Here is an 18,275-nt window from a genome sequence, read left to right as displayed (position 1 = left end):
CGGGGCCGGGCTCCTGCCTGCCCGGCCCGGCGCCTCTGCGGGGATCGGACTGGCCGGAGGCCCGGCGGTACTGCTCGCGAGCCTCTCGCCCGCGAACCGGTGCCGGGACCGGGAAACACATGCTCCATACCCGCGCGAGCTTGCTCCCGGTGGCGCTTCGGCGCTGGATCGCGAATCGTCCCGGGACACGCGCCGGGGCCGGGCTCCTGCCTGCCCGGCCCCGACGCCTCTGCGGGGATCAGATCTTCGTGACATAGGCCGCGCAGGAGTCGATCAGCATCTGGCTGCCCTCCTTGGCCATGTCGTGCTCCTCCTGGGTGGCGCACGTCTGCGAGATCGTGATCCGGGTACGGTCCCCGCCGAGGTCGGCCAGGTCGAGTCGCATGACCTCCTCGCCGCCGTCGGGCGTGTCCATGCCCATGACCATCGATTCGGGCTCGTCGACCTCGATGTACCGGCCGGTGATCGGGAACTCCTGGCCGTCCGGAGTGACTACGGTGGCGGCGTAGAGGCCGCCGGGCGTCGGATCGAGCTCGACCGAACCGGGCTTGGAGTAACTCCAGGCCTCATAGTGGTCGTTCTCGGTCCAGGCCCTCCAGACGGTGGCCCTCGGGACGTCGACCTCCGCCGACAGCTCGTAGGGGAAACCGGCCTGGTTCGATGCGGTGGTCATGATGGTGCTCCTTGGTCAGGTGTCAACTGGTTGTACCCGTGAAGACCGAGCCGCACCCGCGAAATCATCGCCGCCGCGAAGGAATTTCTCTCGCGCGCCGCGGTCCGACGCTCCCTGGGACGCCTGAGACATCGGCGTTCCGCTGTGCCGCTGCGCCTTCCGACGAATCCGCGGCAACCGGGAAGTGCGCGAATCTGGGACAATGAGGTCGGAGGTGGAGCGATGGACGCCGAGATCGCGGTGCACGGAACGGACGACACCCACGGTGAGCTGGCCGCACTGCTGGACTGGCTCGACCACGAGGACGAATTCCGCGGGAGGGTCCGCTTCGCGCCCGCGGAGATCAAGCCCGGCGAACTCGGCGGGCTCGAGACGCTCCTGCTCGCCGCGATCGCCGCGGGCGGCCTCGACGTGCTCGGGCGGACCATCGTGGGCTGGCTCCAGACCCGCAGATCGTCCATCGAAGTGACCGTCACCGCCCCGGACGGCTCGGGCCTCCAGATCAGTGCCCAAGGCGCCGTTGCGAAGACCGTGGCCCAGAAGCTCGACTCCGGCGAGTAGACCGTGCGCCTCCCCGACGGTTCGAAATCCCGCGCCGTGCTCATCGGCACCTCCGACTACGACCACCTCGAACCGGTCAAGGCGACCGGCAACAACCTCGTGGCCGTGCGGAGCGCGCTCGTGCGGCACACCGGCCTGCTGCCGCAGCACTGCGTTCCGGTGCCCGACGAGCGCGACCTCTCCAAGATCGGCTCGGCGGTCCAGTCCGCCGCTGACCAGGCCGAAGACCTCCTGCTGGTCTACTACAGCGGCCACGGCCTCGTCGACACCGACGGCGAGCTGCACCTGGCGCAGCCGCAGAGCGCCCGGCCGCCGCTGCTGCCGTGGAGCGCGATCCCGTTCGCGAGGCTGTACGAGACGATCCGGCGCGCGCGGGCCTCGATCAAGGTGGTCATCCTCGACTGCTGCTACTCCGGGCGCGCCATCGGCGGCATGTCCGACGAGGAGGACATCCTCGGGAAGATCCAGATCACCGGCTCGTTCACGCTCACCTCGTCGCCGGCCAACTCGGTGTCGCTGGCACCGGAGGGCGCGCGGTACACCGCCTTCACCGGGGCGCTGCTGGAGGTGCTGGAGAACGGCAGCCCGGGGGCCGGGGAGTTCCTTGCGCTGCACGACATCTACCGGGAGCTGCTGCGGATCTCGCGAGACAGGAGCCTGCCGCAGCCGCAGCTGTGCGTCACCCACACCGCCGAGCACCTGTCGCTCGCGCGGAATCGGCACCGGCCCGAGCAGGTGAAGCCGACGCCGCCGGTCACAAATGTGGGCCGTTCAGAGCCCGAACCGTCGCCGTGGCACCGGTCGAAGGCTCGATCGGACTGGCCCCCTGCGGAACCGATCCTCACTCCCGAGGAGATCCACAGTGTCCGGTTCAAGACGGTGCGGCTCAGCGAGGGCTACGACGAGGGCGAGGTGGACGCCTTCCTCGACCGCGTGATCCTGGCGCTCATGGAGCCGGAGGCGGGACCGCAGCGGATGGTGCCCGAGGCGGTGCGGAACTCGCAGTTCGCGACCACGCGATTGCGGGAGGGCTACGACATGGACGAGGTGGACGCGTTCCTCGACCAGGTGGAACTCGAACTCGAACGGCGTTGGGCCCTGCGGCGGGGCGCGGGCGAGGACGACTCGTCGGCCTGACCCGGGGCCTTTGGCGCGCAGCGGGACCCGGGCCCGGCGGCTTGGTATGGTGCCGAGGCCGCACACCGGTGCGGCGGAATGCGAAAGGGGCGACGATGCAGGCGTCAGAGGGAGCCCGCGCGGTAGCGGCGGCCAAGTCCATCGCCAAATCACTCGGCCTGACGGCCGATGAGGCGGTCGTGCTTCAGGACTCGAACAAACTCTCGCTGCGGCTGCTGCCTTGCGAGGTCCTGGCCAGAGTCGCACCCGAGTCGGCCCAGGTCGCGCAGTTCGAAGTCGACCTCGCCCGGCGGCTCACCGAGGTCGGCAGCCCTGTGGCGGTGCTCGATCCTCGCGTGGAACCGCGCGTCTACGAACGCGACGGCTTCGTGGTCACACTGTGGAGCTACTACGAATCCGTTCCAGCGCAAGAGGTCTCGGCTGCCGAGTACGCCGATGCGCTCGCACGGCTGCACGCCGGTATGCGCGAGGTCGAGGTCCCGTCGCCGCACTTCACGGATCGGGTCGAGGAGGCGCAGCAGATCGTGGCCGACCGCGAGCAGAGCCCTGACCTCGCCGAGGCGGACAGGGAACTGCTCGGCGACACGCTGCGCACCCTGCGGCGGAGGATCGGCGCACGCGGGACCGAGCAGTTGCTGCACGGGGAACCGCATCCCGGCAACCTGCTGAGCACAAAGGACGGACTGCTGTTCATCGACCTGGAGACGTGCTGCCGCGGGCCGATCGAGTTCGACCTCGCCCATGCCCCCGACGAGGTCGGCGATCACTATCCGGGCGTGGACCGAAAACTGCTGCGCGAGTGCCGGATCCTCATGACGGCAATGGTCGCGGCGTGGCGCTGGGACCGGGACGACGAGTTCCCGGACGGTCGCCGGATGGGCGTCGAGTGGCTCGAGTTGGTCCGGACGGCGCTCGAACGCGAAGGGCTGGACGTCAGCGGCTGACGGGCCTCACTCCAGGGCCTCGACCATCGCGGAGGCCAAGGCGCGCACACGGTCCGGATCGGCCTCTGACAGCACCGGCGAGACCACGACCGAGCGCATGACGCCCATGCCGATGAGCAGTGCGCCGACCATCTCCGACCGCAGATCGGCGTCCTCGCCTTCGAAACGGGTCGCCAGGTCCGCGAGGTAGCGGTCGCAGACCTCCTCGCGCAGGCGCTTGCGCACTTCGGGGCGGCCGGCGGAGCGCAGCATCACCAGCAGCGGGTGCTCGCCGGGGCCGGTCCCGTCGTCGAGCACCACTTCGCGTACCAGCGCGTCGGCCAGGACCGCGGGACCCGCGTCCGGATCGGTCCCGATGTCCTCGGGCACCTCGGCCCGGATCGCCTCGGCGAATAGATCCTTTTTGGACCCGAAGTAGCGGAAGATGAGCGTCGCGTCGACTCCGGCGTCGGCGGCGATGTCGCGCACGCTCGTGCCGTCGAAGCCGTGCTCGGCGAAGCGGCTGCGGGCGGCGTCGAGGAGGGCGGTGCGGGTGGCGGCGCGGTCGCGGCGCTTGGGCGCGTTCATGAAGTCAGCATAAGTCATCACTTGTTGACTTATGGCGCGACCCCTGCTAGCGTTTGTCATCGATCGATGACTTACTCGTGAGAGGCGGCACTGACGTGCGCACGTACCTGATCACCGGAGGGACCGACGGCATGGGCCGCGGGCTCGGCCTGCACTTCCTGGAACGAGGCGATTGCGTGGTCGCGGTGGCCAGCGGGGAGGCGAAGGGCCGGGCGTTCACGGAGGCGGCCGAGCGGCTCGGCGCGGGCGACCGCGCCCGGTTCCTGCGGGCGGACCTGAGCACCGTCGCGGGCATGAAGGCGGTCGCGGCCGAGGCGAAGGCGACGCTCGACCGGATCGACGGCCTGGTGTTCGCGACCCAGCGGTTCCAGCAGGAGCGCACGCTCACCGGGGACGGACTGGAGTACACGTTCGCGCTGTCGTACTTGAGCCGCTTCGTGATCGGCCACGATCTGGCGGGGGTCCTCGGCGAGGCGCCCGCGCCGGTGATCTTCAATCTCGGCGCCCCGGGCGGCTTTCCGGGCCGGATCTTCTGGGACGACCTGCGCTTCGACCGCGAACCGTACAAGGGGATGAAGGCCGCGACGCAGGCCTCCCGCAGCATCGACCTGCTCGGCGTGGACTTCCCTCGCCGCCATCGCAGGACGGCGATCAAGTACGTGCTCTACAACCCGCTGTTCGTCAAGACCGGCATGGCCGGGCCGCTCAAGCAGCCGAAGAAGGCGGTCACCGAGGTCATGGCGGCGCTCTTCGCGCAACGGGTCGCCAAGGCGGTGCCGCCGATGGTGAAGCTCATGGACGACCCGCCGCGAGAGCCCGTGAGCGCCTTCAGAAGAACGAAGCGGCTTCCACTGGAAGGCAAGGACTTCGACCCCGAGGCGGCGGACCGGCTTCACGGTCTGACGGAGGAGATCCTCAGCCGCGCATCGCATTGAGCGCGGCTCGCTGCGGTGGTCGATCGGGAGGCGATCAGAACGGCGAGTCGGGTCCGGACCTATGTGAGGGCACTCCTTTGCCGCACTGAAGAGTAGGGGCCGCGCCCTTCGGGTGCGGCCCCTACTCACGGCGTTTTCGCTGTATTCGCTCGGCCGCGCCTTTCGGGTGCGGCCCTTTCTTTTTCAGGCCAGGACCTCGTCCAGGTCTATGGCGTTCTTGACCGCGTTCACGCGTCGTGTGGACTCGTCCGGGTCCACGTTTCTGCGGTCGATCAGGGCCAGTTCCTGGTTGGCCTCGACCCACGGGCGCATCCTCCGCTCGTACCGGTCGAAGGCGACGGCGTGGTCCTCCTTGCGGCCCAACTCGAGTGCGAGCGCATAGGCGCCGACCAGCGCGAGGCTCGTGCCCTGGCCCGACAGCGGCGCCGCGCAGTGCGCCGCGTCCCCGACGAGGGCCACGCGGCCCTCGGACCAGGCGTCCATCTTGATCTGCGCCATGGCGTCGAAGTAGAAGTCCTCCGCCTTCCACATGCGCTTGATGAACCCGGGCACCTCCCAGCCGAAACCGGTCACGTGCTCGGCGACGAGCCTCTTCTGCGCCTCGGTGTCGCGGTGGTCGTACTCGATCGCGTCGGCGCCGAAGCCGAGGAAGATCCGCAGCTCGGCGTTGTCGCGCACGGTCATGGCGACCCCGCCGTTCACGCCGTCGTTGAACCAGGTCTGCCACCGGTCGAGCCCCAGGTAGTTCTCGGTCCCGAAGACCGAGAGGTAGGTGCCGAGGTGGTGGAGGTAGTCGGACTCGGGCCCGAAGGCGAGGCGGCGGGTGTTCGAGTGGAGGCCGTCTGCGCCGATCACGAGGTCGAACCGCTGCGGGGCGGCCTGCTCGAACTCGACGGTGACACCGTCGGGCCCCTGGTGAAGGCCGGTGATCGAGTCACCGAAGCGGTATTCGACGCCGTCGGTCGCGCCGTAGAGGAGGTCGAGGAGGTCTTCGCGGAGGATCTCGATGTCATCGGAGGCGAGTTCGCCGGAGGAGAGCGCGAACTCCTCGGATCGGAACAGCTCGTTGCCCTGGGGGTCGAGCATCGACATGCCGTTAGAGTGGTTGGCGAGTCCGCGGGCGGCGGGTTCGAGACCCATGCGGCGCAGGACGGTCAGGGCCGCGCCGCGCACGTCGATCGCCTGGCCGCCGGGCCGCGGCGCGGGCGCGCGCTCCAGCACGACCGGGGTGAGGCCCTGCTCGCGGAGCCAGTAGGCGAGGGCCGTGCCGGCGACGCTCGCGCCGGAGATGAGGACGGTGGTCATCGGGGTTCCTCCGAGTACGTTGTATCGATCTGGTGGTCACCACGGTAGGGAAGACGGTGTTCACCTGCAAATACATGCTCGAACTGCCCTAGGTCAGAGGGAGGCGCGGTTCGCGCCGGGGGCTAGGATCTGTCGTAGTACAGACCCGGGGAGGGGCCGACGTGGCCGAATCGCTTGAACCGCCGTACGCGCGCATCGCCGCCGAGTTGCGCAGGCGCATCGCCGACCGGGAGCTGGCCCCGGGCGACAAGGTGCCGTCGACGCGGAGGGTCGCCCAGGAATTCGGTGTGGCGCTCGCCACGGCGACGAAGGCGCTGGACGTGCTCCGGGCCGAAGGGCTGGTCATCACCCGCCCGCGCTCGGGCACGGTCGTCGCGCCCCGCCGAAAAGCGGGCAGGACGGCGACGCCCGAGCTGACCCGGGAGCAGGTCCTCGCCGAGGCCATCGCGATCGCCGATGCCGAAGGGCTGGAAGCGGTCTCGATGCGGGCGCTGGCGGGGCGCTGCGGCGTGGCGCCGATGTCGCTGTACCGGTTCGTGGAGGACAAGGACGAGCTGCTGGCGGCGATGGCCGACCGCGTCTACGCCGGACTGCGCGTGGACGACGACGAGGCGGCCCCGTGGCGCGAGCGGGTCGAGGCGTTCGCGTCCGCGCTGTGGAGGACGCATCGCGCGCACCCTTGGCTCGGCCGGATCAGTCCGCTCACCAGGCCGCTGCCGGTGTCGAGCCTCCTGTGGATCGGCGACCGCATCCTCGGGGCGCTCGAAGGGATCGGGCTGCCGCCGAAGCTGCGGTTCGACGTGCATGTGCTGCTCTACAGCCACATCGTGGGCCTCTCGGCGAACTTCGACCTCGAAGACGCGGCCGTCTCCGACACGGGCCTCTCAGCCGAGGAGTGGACCGACCTCCGGTACGTCCCGGTGATGCACACGGAGGGCCGGTTGTCGCCGTACCCGCACTTCGCGGCGCTCTTCGGGCCCGCCGGGGCCCTGACGGAGGGCTACGACATGGACCTGGACGCGATGTTCGAACTGGGCCTCGGTCTCCTGCTCGACGGCGTGGAGGCCTTGGCGGCGAGGCGAACCGGCGCTTGATCCTTTGTGGAGCTAAACGGTGGGTCGCTTCGGCGGTGGGCAGAATTCGGCGGCGGGGTATATAACAGCGTTACCCACCAAGGGAACGGGAGCCAATCATGCCTGACCTTCATGTCGTCCTCGGCGGCACCGGCGCGATCGGCGGTACCGTCGCCGCCGAACTCACTGCCCGCGGCCACGAAGTGCGCGCCGTCAGCCGCAGCGGCGCGGGGCCGGGCGGCTTCGGCGCCGACATCACCACCGCCGACGGCGCCGCCGCGGCCTGCGAGGGCGCCGCGGTGGTCTACCAGTGCGCGCAGCCGCCGTACGCGAAGTGGGCGAACGAGTTCGTGGGGTTCACCGACACGATCGTCTCCGCGGTCGAGCGGGCCGGGGCCCGCCTGGTCGTGGCCGACAACCTCTACATGTACGGGCCCGTCGAGGTCCCCATGACCGAGGAGCTGCCGTATGCGGCCCGGAACCCGAAGGGCCGGGCCCGCGCCGCCGCGGCCGAACTCATCCTCAACGCCCACAAGGAAGGCCGCATCGCCGCCGCGATCGGCCGCGCCTCGGACTACTTCGGACCGCGAGGGCGCAACACCATCCTCGGCGCGACGGTCTTCGCCGCCGCCGCAGCCGGGAAGACCGCCCGCTGGGTCGGCGAACTCGACCAGCCGCACACCGTCGCCTACCTGCCCGACCTCGCCGCCGCACTGGCCACCCTCGGCGAGAACCCCAGCGCCGACGGGCACGTGTGGCACCTGCCGGCCGGGCCGCCGCTCACCGGGAGCGCCCTCCTCGACCTGGTGTGGAAGGCCGCAGGCGGAAACCCGCGCAGCTCGGGCGTCGGCCGCGGCGCGCAGCGCCTCATCGGCCTGTTCAACCGGGACGTGCGGGAACTGGGCGAGACCTGGTACCAGCGGGACCGGCCGTGGATCGTGGACGACACCGCCTTCCGCGCCTCCTTCGGCGAGGCCCGGGTGACGCCCCACGAGGAGGCCGTCGCCGCGACCCTCGCCTGGTTCAAGACGCACGCCGATTGACCCGAAACGCCGCGCCGCAGCCCCCGGGCCCCTAGGGTTCGTGCACGTGAGAGCACAAGAGACACCGCAGACCCGACACCGAATCCTCATCGGCGCCGCCGCGGGAGCGTTCGCGGTCGCCGCCGCACTCGTCTCGGCTCCCCCGGCGGGAGCCCAGGACGCGATCGAGGCCGCACCCGCCTACGGCGCGAACCAGATCGCCGCGATCGAGACCGTCGACGCGGCCCTCGGCCCCGGATCCGAACGGGCCCTGACGCACCCGGACGCGGCCTTCATCAAGGCTCGGTTCGACCGCGTCGCGCTCGGCCCGCGCGACGCGCTCGTCGTCACCGGCGCGGACGGCACCGAATCGCACCGGTACGGCGCCGCCGACATCATCGACGGCGCGATCCGGGCGCTCTCGGTCGAGGGCGACACCGCCGTCGTCGAGCTGCACGACGACCCGTCCGACGGCGTCGCGGCCGAAGCCCGGATCGCCGCGTACGCGCGCGGGCTCAACGAGACCGAACTCGAAGCGCGCCTGCCCGAGAGGGAGGCCGAGAGCGTCTGCGGCGAGGACGACTCCGTGCACGCCGTCTGCTACCGCGAGAGCGACCCCGAGGCCTACGACGCGAGCAAGTCGGTCGCGCGGATCATCATCGACGACCAGTTCTACTGCACCGCATGGCTCGTCGAATCCGGGAACCGGCTGCTCACCAACAACCACTGCCTCGCCACCAGCGCCGAGGCGAAGGTCACCGAGGTCCAGTTCGGATACGAGTGCCTGGAGTGCTCGGGCGGGGCGACGGCCAAGCCGGTCAAGGTGACCGGCGCCAAAGTCCTGGCGACGAACTACACCTACGACTACACGCTGTTCACCGTCGCCGAATACGACCGGATCGCGCACCTGCCGCACCTGAAGATCGACCGCGGGCAGGCCGCCACCGGCGAGAAGGTCTTCATCCCAGGGCACCCCGGCGGCAGGCCGATGCGCATCGCCGCCGTCAGCGACGAGGGCTCGCACTCCGGATCGGGCACCGCGCAGTGCCGGATCAGCGACAACGCGTGGACCGCCCGCGGCTGGCACAGCGACCTGGCGTACCTGTGCGACACCGAAGGCGGCTCCTCGGGCTCGCCGGTGGTCAGCCGCGACTCCGGCAAGGTCGTCGGCCTCCACCACCTCGGCGGATGCCCGAACAGCGCGGTGCGGATGGACCTGATCTACCCGCTCATCGCGCCGTACCTGCGCTACGACTTCTAGCGTCGGAGGAGAGGGCGGCGGGCTCCCCCGCCGCCCTTTCGCGTTCGCGCCGAACGCCTCAGCCGAACCGCCCACATGAATCTTTCGCACTGATTAGGGTGGATTGGAGGGCGAAGAGGGAGGCGGACGTGGACGACACCCCGGAGACCGAAACCGTTGCGGAGGAAGAACAGCGCCACCGCATACGGCACCTGCTGCGATGGATCGCCTCGATGCTCGCCTGCGTCCTCGCGGTCCTCGCCATCACCGCGGCCATCGCCGCGTTCTACGCCCGCCTCGAACTGCTCGACACCGACCGCTTCACCGACCGGACCGCCGTGATCGCCGAGGACGAGCGCGTGCGGGCCGCGATCGCCGACCTCGTCACCGAGACGATCGTGGACGCCGTCGACCTCGAACGGATCGCCGGCGAGGCGATCGACTCGGCCGGCGGGAACCGGCCCGCGGCCGTGGACGATCTCATCGCCTCCGCCGCCGAGGCCATGCGCGAGCGCATCGCGCAGGAGGTGAGCGAGTTCGTCGCCTCCCAGGCGTACCTCGACCTCTGGGACGCGGCCGTGCGCGAAGCGCACGCCTCCCTCGTCTCGGCCCTGCGCGGGGAGAACGCCGGAGCCGTGCTGGCCGAGGGGGACACGCTCGCGCTCGACCTCGGCCGGGTCGTCGCCGTCGTGAAGGAACGCCTGGTGGAGGCCGACTTCGCGGCCGCGGCCCACATCCCGCAGGTCGAGGCGCAGTACGTGCTGGTCGAATCCGAGCAGGTCCCCGAGTTGCAGTCCTACGTCGAGCGGCTCGAATGGGCCGCCATTTGGTTGCCGTGGATCGGCCTGGCCCTGCTGGCCGCCGCGTTCGTACTCGCCCCGCGCAAGTGGATCGCGGCGCTCGTCGTCGGAGGCCTCAGCGCGATCTTGGCGCTCGGGGCGCTGTTGGGACTCGCCGAGGGCCGCGCGCAGTTCGTCGAGAGGGCCGAGGACGCGGACTTCGCACCGCTGACCTACGACGCGTTCACCAGCGGCCTGCGCTGGGCCTACATCGAGATGCTCGCGGCCGGTGCGGTCCTTGTCGTGGTGGCGGCGCTCGTGATGCGGAGACGACACCGGCGCGGTGAGGATGCGGCGGCGTGAGCCGCAGACGACCGCGTACGCACCCGTGATGCCGCCATCGGGCTCACGTCACTCGCCGGAGAGCTTGTGGCCGCGCTCGGTCGCGGCCTGGATGGCGGCCTTCACGGTCGCGTCGACGTGCCCTGCCCTGAGCACGTCCAGCGCGGCGTGCGTGGTCCCGCCGGGCGTGGCGACGCGCTCCAGCATGGTCGCGGGCGACTCGTCCGAGGAGTGCAGGTGCAGGCAGGTGCCGAGGAGCATCTGGTCGACCATGACGCGGGCGGCGACCGGCTCCATGCCGCCGTCCACCGCAGCCGAGATGAGCGAATCCGCAAGGGAGAACAGGAAAGCCGGGCCCGAACCGGCGACCGCGGTAACCAGGTCCATAAGGGACTCGTCCACCGTGACGGTGACGCCGACGCGGTCGAACAGGTCCTCGATCTCGGTGAGGTCGAACCCCTCGGAAGCGCACAGTGCCGTGGCGGCCTGGCGGGTGCGCGCGGCGATGTTCGTCATCGCGCGGGCGACCCCGACGCCGTCCGGCAGCGCCGCCGTGAGCGTCGCCAGCGGGACCCCCGCGGCGAGCGAGACCACGGCCGTGTCGGGCCTGAGGGAGGGCCCGATCGCCTTGAGCAGCGGCCGCACCGCCACCGGCGGCACCGCCACGAGCACCACGTCCGCCTCCGCGACCGCGCTCGGATTGTGGGTGCCGACCTCCACGCCGTAACGGTCGGCCAGCGCGGCGGCGCGTTTCTCGGGGAGGGCGGTGGCCCAGATCTGCGAGGCGGGCAGGCCCGAGTCGAGCAGCCCCGCGAGGACGGCCTCGCCGAGGTGTCCGACGCCGAGCAGTGCGATGTCCATGGCGACCTCCGATTCGGCTCTCTCAGCCGAAATCTACGCAACGGGGCAGTCCGCCACCGGGGTTCGGGAAAGTCAGCGGGCGGCGAAGGCCTCGCGCATGACGGCGGTGAAGCGCTCGGTGGCGCGGGCCTGGAGGAGCCGCGCGACCGGCGACGCGGCGCGGCTGAGCGGGGTGCCGGGGACCGAGAAGGAGCGGAGGGTGAAGCGGGTGCGCCGCTCCCCCACCGATTCGAGGAGGAACGCGGCCTCGCCGCGTTCGGGGTGGCCGGGCAGGGAGCCGTAGCCGAAGCCGGCGCGCGTGGCCGTCTGGTCGGCCCAGGTGACCTGGCAGGGTATGGAGAGGAGGCTCGCGAAGCGGAGGGTGACCTTGACGCCGGGGGCGGCGCGGGGCGCGCTCGGGCGCGGGTGCAGGCCGCAGCGCTCGTGGAGGCCCCAGGTCATGAGGAGGTCGGCGGCTTCCGCGAGCGGGGCGTCGACGAGGGTCTCGCGGCGCAGGTGGCGGTAGCCGTCGGGGAGGGGCACGTCGCGGGACGCGCCGACCTCGGGGTAGTTGACGTCGAAGCGCATGTTCAGTCCCTCGCGGGGTCGAGTGCCTGGAACAGCAGGTGGTCCTGCCAGGTTCCGGCGATCTTGAGGTAGGCGGGTGCCAGTCCTACCGGCTCGAACCCGTTGCGTTCCAGGACTTTCTGCGAGGCGAGGTTGTGGACGAGGGTCTCGGCCTGGACGCGGCGCAGTTCGAGCTCCTCGAAGGCTACCCGTTTGGCGAGGCCCACGGCGGCCGTGGCGACCCCGCGCCCGGTCTCGGCGCGGGCGACCCAGTAGCCGAGGCTGCACGAGCTGAAGTAGGGGCCGCGCAGGATCGAGTTGAACACGAGGCCGCCGACGGGCCGCCCGTCGTCGGCGATGACGTAGGAGCGGCCGATCCCGGCCGCGTCCCGGTCGAGGGCGACGGCGATGGCCTCGCGCTGGCCTTCGGCGGTGAAGAAGGCCTCACCGCGGTCGGGTTCCCAGGGGGCGAGGTGCTCGCGGCTGTCGGTGCGCAGGTCGGCGAGGGTCTCGGCGTCGTCGAGGGCGACCGGGCGGATGGTGATCATGCACCGATCGTGCCCCAGCGGGGCGCGTCGTGTCCGGAAAGCGCTTGTATCGACCTCCCTCTCTGTGTTCGGGATGCGGCATACTGTGGGTTATCGCTTCCGGGCTCCAGAACGGACGACGGGACCCGGTATCTACCCCTAACGGAGACAACGGTGTCCTCGAGCCGACCACGATCCGAACCCGATGACGAGGAACCGGGCTCCCTCGCTCCCAGGGGGAGTCATCGCAGGCCGCCTACGGAGACGCTGGAGGAGGAGCCGAGCTGGTCCTCCTCGCACGGGGGCCACCGCCGGCCGCCGCCTCGGTTGCCGCCGCGGCTGCGGGCGGCGACGCTGGTGACCGGTGCGGGCGTCGGTGCGGCGGTGGTGTCGGCGGGGGTGCGTGATTTCGATCTGTTGTGGGCGTTGTGCTTCGGTGGGGCGATCGGGTCGGGCGCGTTCGCGTGGCGGTCGCTGCTGCGGCGCGGTTCGCGTTCCCGGTTCGAGTTTTGGGCGGTGGTTGTCAGTGCGCTGCTGCTGGTCTCGGGTGTGGCGTCGGGTCCGCTGGGCTGGGGGTTCGGCGGTGACCGCGCGGTCGGCGGCTGCGCCGATCCGGTGGAGTTGACGGTGCTGCTGCCGGTGGACGGCGCGGCGGGGCTCCAGGAGGCGATCGCCGAGTTCAACGCCCGCCCGGGGGCCGGGGACTGCCGGACGGCGAACGTGACGGCCTACGACGCGACTTGGGGCCCTGTGGAACAGGCGCTGCGTCAAGGCTGGCGGCCCGATGAGGAGCGGGACGAGGAGCGGGACGGGGAGCCGCTGGTCCCGTTGCGCGATGTCGGGCCGAGGCCGCATCTGTGGATCACCGAGTCCCGGACCTATGTCGATCTCGCCTCCGACGCGCTGCGGGAGTCGCCGGTCGGCAACGACGTGCTCGGGCCCTCGGTGCCGATCGGGAAGACCCCGCTGGTGCTGGCGGTGCCGGGCGGGATCTTGAACAAGGGGTTCAACGGCGCCTCGCAGATCGCCGAGGCGTCGCTGCCGGAGCTGCTGGACGAGCTCGACGCGGAGTACCGCGTCTCCGTGCTGCGGTCCGATCCGTCCATGTCGCACACGGGCCTTTTGTTCCTGCGGGCGATGTACGGCGAGGGCCCCGCGTCGGAGGGGACCGTGGCCCGGCTCGAGCGCAAGCTGGCGAACTGGGGCGCGTCCTTGGGGATCGCGCTGGCGAGCGACGACACGGGGCTGCTGTGCGGCCTGTCGCGGGCGCAGGACCCCTCGCCGAACGCCGCGGTGCTGACCACGGAGGCGGCGTTGGCCCGGTACAACTCCGGGAAGCCGATGGGCGGGGAGTGCCCGGTGGAGACGAAGAAGCGCTCGGACCTGCTGCCGGTGTACGGCGAGGCGTTCGGGTCCCTCGACTACCAGGCGGTGCGGTTCGACTGGTCGGACGGGGGCGACCGGTGGGCGCAGCGGCGCGCGGAGGTCGCCGACGACCTGGTCGCGTGGCTGGCGGGCGGCGGCGGGTCGTATCCGGCCGGGGCGGGCGTGCGGTCGGTCGACTACGACGGGGAACCGCTCGCCGACGAGGTGGAGTTCGTGAAGCGGTTCGCGTTCGAGACCGAGCCGATCAGCGTGCGCGAGTACGGGGACCTGCGGGAGGACTACGGGACGACCCGGGCTCCGGCGGACGTGCTGCTGTCGATCGACCGCTCGCGGACGATGCACGATGACGCCGCCGGCGCTCCGACCCGGTTCGAGCTGGCCACCGAGGGCGTCGCGACCGCGTTGGAGTACCTCGGCCCGGAGGACCGCGCGGGCCTGTGGACGTTCCCGGCCGACGGCCCGGACTCCCACGCCGAGCTCTTCGGCATCGGCGGCGACGGCGGCGACGCCACCGGCCTGCTCCAGGCGGCGGGAGTGCAGATCGGCGTCGACCTGCACGACATGATCATCGACGGCATCGACGCGCTGGAGGCCGCCAGGCCCGACGAGCGGCTCAGCGCGATGGTGGTGCTCACCGACGGCGACGACCCCGACCCGTCGGCGACCACCGTGGCGGAGGTCCATGAGCGGCTGGCGGACTCGAAGGTGGTCGTGTACGTGATCGCCGTGGGCGACGCCTCGTGCCGATCGGAGTTCTTCAACGCGCTCAAGGGCGAGCAGCCCGGTGTCACCTGCTTCGACGCCGAACCCGAGGAGATCACGATCACCTTCGACAACCTGTTCGACCGACTGTGGAGCGGCAATGGATGAGCGGCAGGGACTGCGGCGCCGGACCCTGGTCTGGGCGGGCGGCGGGGCCGTCGCCGGAGGCCTCGCCGGGATGGTCCCCTCGATGTCCTGGCAGTTCTGGCAGGAGCGGGAGGATCTGAAGGGCGAGCCCCTGAAGATCCTGAGCGGGCGCGACGACACCGCGGACGGCCAGCGCCGGCTGCTGGTGAAGAAGTGGAACGACAAGAACAAGGACCACCAGGCGGAGCTCGTCGAGCTGCCGGGCGTGGCGGACTTGCAGTACAACGCGATCCATGCCGCGCTCCAATCGGGCGACACGGGGGTGGACGCGGTGGTCCTGGACCTGCCGTGGATCGCCGAGTTCGCCGCCGCGGGGCGCCTGCGGGCCCTCGGGGAGGTCGAGTCGGAGGACCTGCTCCCGGCGCCGCTGGAGGCCGGGCGCTACGACGGGGACCTGTACGCGCTGCCGTTCAACACGGATGTGGGGATGCTCTACTACCGCAAAGGGGAGGTCACCGACCCGGCCACGGGCACCGTCGGGCCCGAGGACGTTCGGTCGCTGCGGGACTGGGACGGTCTGCGCGAGTGCATCGGGAAGATCCTCGGCGCGAGCGGCGACTTCAAGGGCGGCATCGCGATGCAGTTGGCGTCCTATGAGGGGTTCATCGTCAACGTGTGGGAGTACCTGCTGGCGAACGGCGTGCGTCCCGGCGAGGGCGGGCGGATCCGCTTCGGGGAGGACTCGGACGCGGGCGATGCGCTGGGGCGCCTCGTCGGCGACCTGTACGAGGACGCGGGCGGCGGGGCCACGGTCGTCCTCACGGAGGCGTTGCAGCACACCGAGGACGACTCGCTCCTGGCGTTCCAGTCAGGGCTGACCCCGTTCCTGCGGCATTGGCCCCGGGCCCACGAGTTCCTGCGCTCGTGCGAGGCGGGCCTCGACTTCGAGGTCGGCGCGGTCCCGATGCCGGGGGCGGTGCTCGGCGGCCAGAGCCTGGCGGTGAACGCCGCCTCGAAGCGGCCCAAGGCCTCCAAGGCGCTCATCGAGTTCCTCACCGACTCCGATAGCCAGCAGGAGCTGTTCGACGGCGGGTTCGGGGCGACCCGGGAGGGGCCGTACCGGGACGCGTTCACCAGGGCCGACGGGACCGAACCGGAGGAGCCGGCCGCGTGCGTGAACGGCATTCAGCGTCCGCGTCCGGACGCCGAGGAGCTGTACGCGGCGCTGACCGGCAAGCGGCCCGACGACACCCACGACCCGGACCAGCCGCCGCCGGGGACCCGTCCGGCCGTGCAGCGGTACACGCAGTACAGCCGGGCCTTCCGGGAGTACCTGCACCCGAGGCTGCGACCGAAGGGGGATCCCGATCCCAAGGCGCTCCAGCGGGCGCTGGACAGGGCGATCGCCGGGAAGTAGTCAAGCGAACAGGTCGAGGACGTACCAGTCGAGCAGGGTGCCGTCCGGTTCGCTGCGCTGCTGGCGGAAGGCGAAGCCGGCGCGGACGGCGACCGCCGCCGAGCGGGCGTTCGCCGGCTCGCAGCGGATGACCGCCTCGGCGCAGCCGAGGCCGCGGGCGTACTCGCACGCGAGCACGACCGCGCGCGTGGCCAGGCCGCGGCCGCGCCAGCCCGGGTAGAGGCCGTAGGCGAGATTGGTCTGGCCGGGCGCGAGGTAGGACAGCCCGACCTGGACGTCCACGGTCCCGGTGAGGGTGCGGTCGGGGCCGAGGCGGATGCCGAAGTTGTGGAACGGCCCGCCGCGGTTCCACCACAGCGCGCACCGTTCGAGGTAGACGCGCAGCTGCTCGGGGGTGAAGCGGACGCCGCCGAGCCAGCGGACCAGCTCCTCGTCCTGGCCCGCGAGGTGGGCCGCGAAGTCGCCGGGGCCGAGCGGGGCGAGCGCGATCGTGCCGTCCGTCAGCGGTGCTTGCATCGCTTCAGCCTCGCGCACGCGGCCGCTCCCCGCAATACGAATCGGCGGTTGCGGCGCGGGCGAGCCCTCGCGCCGCGGGTCGGCGCGAGGGCTCGGAGGCGGGCTCAGGCGGGCCGGCGGCTCAGAGGCCGAGCCAGGCCTGCGGCCCGGCGTAGGCCGCGAGCAGGGCGGGCACTTCGGAGGCCGGGTGCAGCGTGTAGTCGTAGAAGTCCGACGGGTTGAAGGCCGACCCGCGGGTCGACTGGTCGCCGCTGCACGAGACGCAGATGCTCCCGCTCTGGCGCAGCTCCGCGGTCGGGTCCGGGTAGTAGGGGTTCCTGACGTTCTGGAAGTAGGAGTTCTCCAGGACCATCTTGGTGTAGCCGCGGGAGTAGTTGCCGTATCCGGTGATGTCCTGGAGGTAGTTGTTGTACATGTGGGCGTAGGCGACGTTGTCGGTGCTGGGGTTGCGCTGGTTGGTGCCGTGGATCCAGTTGTGGTGGATGGTGATCCGCGACGTGACGTTGTCGGTCCAGCCGATGCCGAAGGACTTGTTGTTCGGGCCCATCTCGTTCCACGAGACGGTGAGGTTCGTGGTGTCCTTGCGGGAGTCGATGAGGCCGTCGTTCATGTTGTAGATGCGGTTGTGGTCGATCCAGACGTTGCTGGCCGTGTCCATCTGGATCGCGTCGTAGTCGAAGTCCTTGTCGTCCGGGTCGTCCTCGGGCATGAGCGTGTCGCGGATCGTGAGGTTCCTGATGATCACGTTGTTCGTGCCCTCGCCGAGGAAGAACCCGCCGCCGACGATCTGGCCGGAGGTCCCGACGCCGATGATGGTCTTGTCCGAGCCGACGCGGACCTCTTTGCCCTTGGGGCTGATGTTGATCGTGCCCGCGACCTTGATGACGTACGCGCCCGAGGCGTTGGCGTAGTTCTCCAGGTCGGCCTGGGTGGTGACGGTGACGGTGGTGCCGCCCTCGCCGCCGGTGGTGCCCTGGCCGAAGCCTTCGAGGGCGTCGACGCCCGGGGGCACGTCCCCGGCCTGGACGAGGCGCCACTGCTGGTTCGCGCCGCCGGTCGGGGTGTACTGGGAGATCCTGGCGCCCCTGGCGGTCGACCACTCCCAGACGTCGAGCGCCTTGCCGGAGCTGCGGTTGACGAAGGTGACGTAGCCGCCGCTCTCCTCGACCCGCCACTGCTGGTTAGTGCTGTTCACGTCGTTCCACTGCTGGACGGTCGCGCCGTCGGCGGCCGAGAAGTCCTTGACGTCCACGACCTTGTTCGAGTGCCGGGCCTGAACACGGTAGTAGCCGCCGCCCGCGTCCAGGAGCCGGAACTGCTGGTCGTAGGAGCCGTTGCTGGTCCACTGGACCAGTTCGGCGCCGTTCTCGGTCGAGGCCGCCCGGACGCCGAGGACCATCCCGGAGTGTCGAGACTCGACGTTGTACCAGGTGCCGACCTCGAAGGCGCTGGCCTTGGCGCTGTTCCAGACGCTCAGCGAGGCGGCCACGAGCGAGCCGACCGCGATCACCGCCAGCGCGAGGATCAGGCGGCGCGAGCGCCTGGGAATGGCCCGCGGGAACGCTCCCGCGTCGGGCATGGTGAGGGTCATGACT

18 protein-coding genes are annotated in these 18,275 nt (G+C 70.9%); 10 read left to right on the top strand and 8 right to left on the bottom strand.

The genetic code is table 11. From position 1 onward, the window contains the following. Positions 1 to 238: 238 nt before the first annotated feature. Positions 239 to 673 (bottom strand): SRPBCC domain-containing protein, encoded by a 435-nt coding sequence (locus tag IF12_RS0103745; RefSeq protein WP_030154707.1) that lies wholly within the window; start codon positions 671 to 673, stop codon positions 239 to 241. Between the two features lie 222 nt (positions 674 to 895). On the opposite strand from IF12_RS0103745, the gene IF12_RS0103740 reads away from it, so the two are divergent. The 3 genes from IF12_RS0103740 (at position 896) to IF12_RS0103730 (ending at position 3,315) form a co-directional block, all read left to right on the top strand. Beyond that, entirely contained in the window at positions 896 to 1,234 is a 339-nt protein-coding gene (locus IF12_RS0103740) for a hypothetical protein (RefSeq protein WP_030154700.1), read from the top strand. A gap of 3 nt (positions 1,235 to 1,237) precedes the next feature. Continuing rightward, a complete protein-coding gene (locus IF12_RS26975) occupies positions 1,238 to 2,371 on the top strand; it encodes a DivIVA domain-containing protein (RefSeq protein ID WP_081913118.1) in 1,134 nt (377 codons plus the stop codon). 95 nt (positions 2,372 to 2,466) lie between these two features. Beyond that, positions 2,467 to 3,315 (top strand): aminoglycoside phosphotransferase family protein, encoded by an 849-nt coding sequence (locus IF12_RS0103730; RefSeq protein WP_030154698.1) that lies wholly within the window; start codon positions 2,467 to 2,469, stop codon positions 3,313 to 3,315. Between the two features lie 6 nt (positions 3,316 to 3,321). Here IF12_RS0103730 and IF12_RS0103725 read toward each other — a convergent pair whose 3' ends face one another. Continuing rightward, positions 3,322 to 3,882 (bottom strand): TetR/AcrR family transcriptional regulator, encoded by a 561-nt coding sequence (locus IF12_RS0103725; RefSeq protein WP_030154696.1) that lies wholly within the window; start codon positions 3,880 to 3,882, stop codon positions 3,322 to 3,324. A gap of 95 nt (positions 3,883 to 3,977) precedes the next feature. On the opposite strand from IF12_RS0103725, the gene IF12_RS0103720 reads away from it, so the two are divergent. Beyond that, a complete protein-coding gene (locus IF12_RS0103720; protein WP_030154693.1) occupies positions 3,978 to 4,817 on the top strand; it encodes an SDR family NAD(P)-dependent oxidoreductase in 840 nt (279 codons plus the stop codon). 183 nt (positions 4,818 to 5,000) lie between these two features. Here IF12_RS0103720 and IF12_RS0103715 read toward each other — a convergent pair whose 3' ends face one another. After that, positions 5,001 to 6,122 (bottom strand): FAD-dependent monooxygenase, encoded by a 1,122-nt coding sequence (locus IF12_RS0103715; RefSeq protein ID WP_030154688.1) that lies wholly within the window; start codon positions 6,120 to 6,122, stop codon positions 5,001 to 5,003. 161 nt (positions 6,123 to 6,283) lie between these two features. Here IF12_RS0103715 and IF12_RS0103710 point away from each other — a divergent pair, with 161 nt between their 5' ends. The 4 genes from IF12_RS0103710 (at position 6,284) to IF12_RS0103695 (ending at position 10,599) form a co-directional block, all read left to right on the top strand. Next, a complete protein-coding gene (locus IF12_RS0103710) occupies positions 6,284 to 7,216 on the top strand; it encodes a GntR family transcriptional regulator (RefSeq protein WP_030154685.1) in 933 nt (310 codons plus the stop codon). A 98-nt stretch (positions 7,217 to 7,314) separates the two neighbouring features. Next, positions 7,315 to 8,238: an NAD-dependent epimerase/dehydratase family protein gene (locus IF12_RS0103705; protein ID WP_030154682.1), complete on the top strand. Its 924-nt coding sequence runs from the start codon at positions 7,315 to 7,317 to the stop codon at positions 8,236 to 8,238. Positions 8,239 to 8,284: 46 nt separating this feature from the next. Further along, complete coding sequence (locus tag IF12_RS0103700; protein ID WP_133884253.1) at positions 8,285 to 9,478, top strand: serine protease; 1,194 nt, start codon at positions 8,285 to 8,287, stop codon at positions 9,476 to 9,478. 128 nt (positions 9,479 to 9,606) lie between these two features. Beyond that, entirely contained in the window at positions 9,607 to 10,599 is a 993-nt protein-coding gene (locus IF12_RS0103695) for a hypothetical protein (RefSeq protein WP_030154677.1), read from the top strand. A 48-nt stretch (positions 10,600 to 10,647) separates the two neighbouring features. On the opposite strand, the gene proC is transcribed toward IF12_RS0103695, so the two are convergent. The 3 genes from proC to IF12_RS25450 all read right to left on the bottom strand — a co-directional run bounded on the left by proC (position 10,648) and on the right by IF12_RS25450 (position 12,533). Next, positions 10,648 to 11,439, bottom strand: coding sequence for a pyrroline-5-carboxylate reductase (gene proC / locus IF12_RS0103690; RefSeq protein ID WP_030154675.1), 792 nt, complete (start codon positions 11,437 to 11,439; stop codon positions 10,648 to 10,650). A 72-nt stretch (positions 11,440 to 11,511) separates the two neighbouring features. Further along, complete coding sequence (locus tag IF12_RS0103685) at positions 11,512 to 12,006, bottom strand: DUF1990 family protein (RefSeq protein WP_035748261.1); 495 nt, start codon at positions 12,004 to 12,006, stop codon at positions 11,512 to 11,514. Positions 12,007 to 12,008: 2 nt separating this feature from the next. Next, positions 12,009 to 12,533: a GNAT family N-acetyltransferase gene (locus IF12_RS25450; protein WP_030154670.1), complete on the bottom strand. Its 525-nt coding sequence runs from the start codon at positions 12,531 to 12,533 to the stop codon at positions 12,009 to 12,011. A 495-nt stretch (positions 12,534 to 13,028) separates the two neighbouring features. On the opposite strand from IF12_RS25450, the gene IF12_RS0103675 reads away from it, so the two are divergent. Next, a complete protein-coding gene (locus IF12_RS0103675; RefSeq protein WP_166659583.1) occupies positions 13,029 to 14,768 on the top strand; it encodes a vWA domain-containing protein in 1,740 nt (579 codons plus the stop codon). Then, positions 14,761 to 16,164: an extracellular solute-binding protein gene (locus IF12_RS0103670; RefSeq protein WP_030154667.1), complete on the top strand. Its 1,404-nt coding sequence runs from the start codon at positions 14,761 to 14,763 to the stop codon at positions 16,162 to 16,164. The genes IF12_RS0103675 and IF12_RS0103670 overlap by 8 nt, the downstream gene beginning before the upstream one ends. Here IF12_RS0103670 and IF12_RS0103665 read toward each other — a convergent pair whose 3' ends face one another. Beyond that, positions 16,165 to 16,680, bottom strand: a complete 516-nt coding sequence (locus IF12_RS0103665) for a GNAT family N-acetyltransferase (protein ID WP_035748258.1) — start codon at positions 16,678 to 16,680, stop codon at positions 16,165 to 16,167. A gap of 121 nt (positions 16,681 to 16,801) precedes the next feature. Beyond that, a complete protein-coding gene (locus tag IF12_RS0103660; RefSeq protein ID WP_197034588.1) occupies positions 16,802 to 18,271 on the bottom strand; it encodes an RICIN domain-containing protein in 1,470 nt (489 codons plus the stop codon). Positions 18,272 to 18,275 lie beyond the last annotated feature (4 nt).

Source organism: Glycomyces sp. NRRL B-16210 (assembly GCF_000719515.1).
In the GTDB taxonomy this organism is placed as follows: Bacteria; Actinomycetota; Actinomycetes; order Mycobacteriales; family Micromonosporaceae; genus Glycomyces.
Note: the sequence above shows the minus strand (reverse complement) of the source record. Positions and strands in the feature narration are given on the sequence as shown.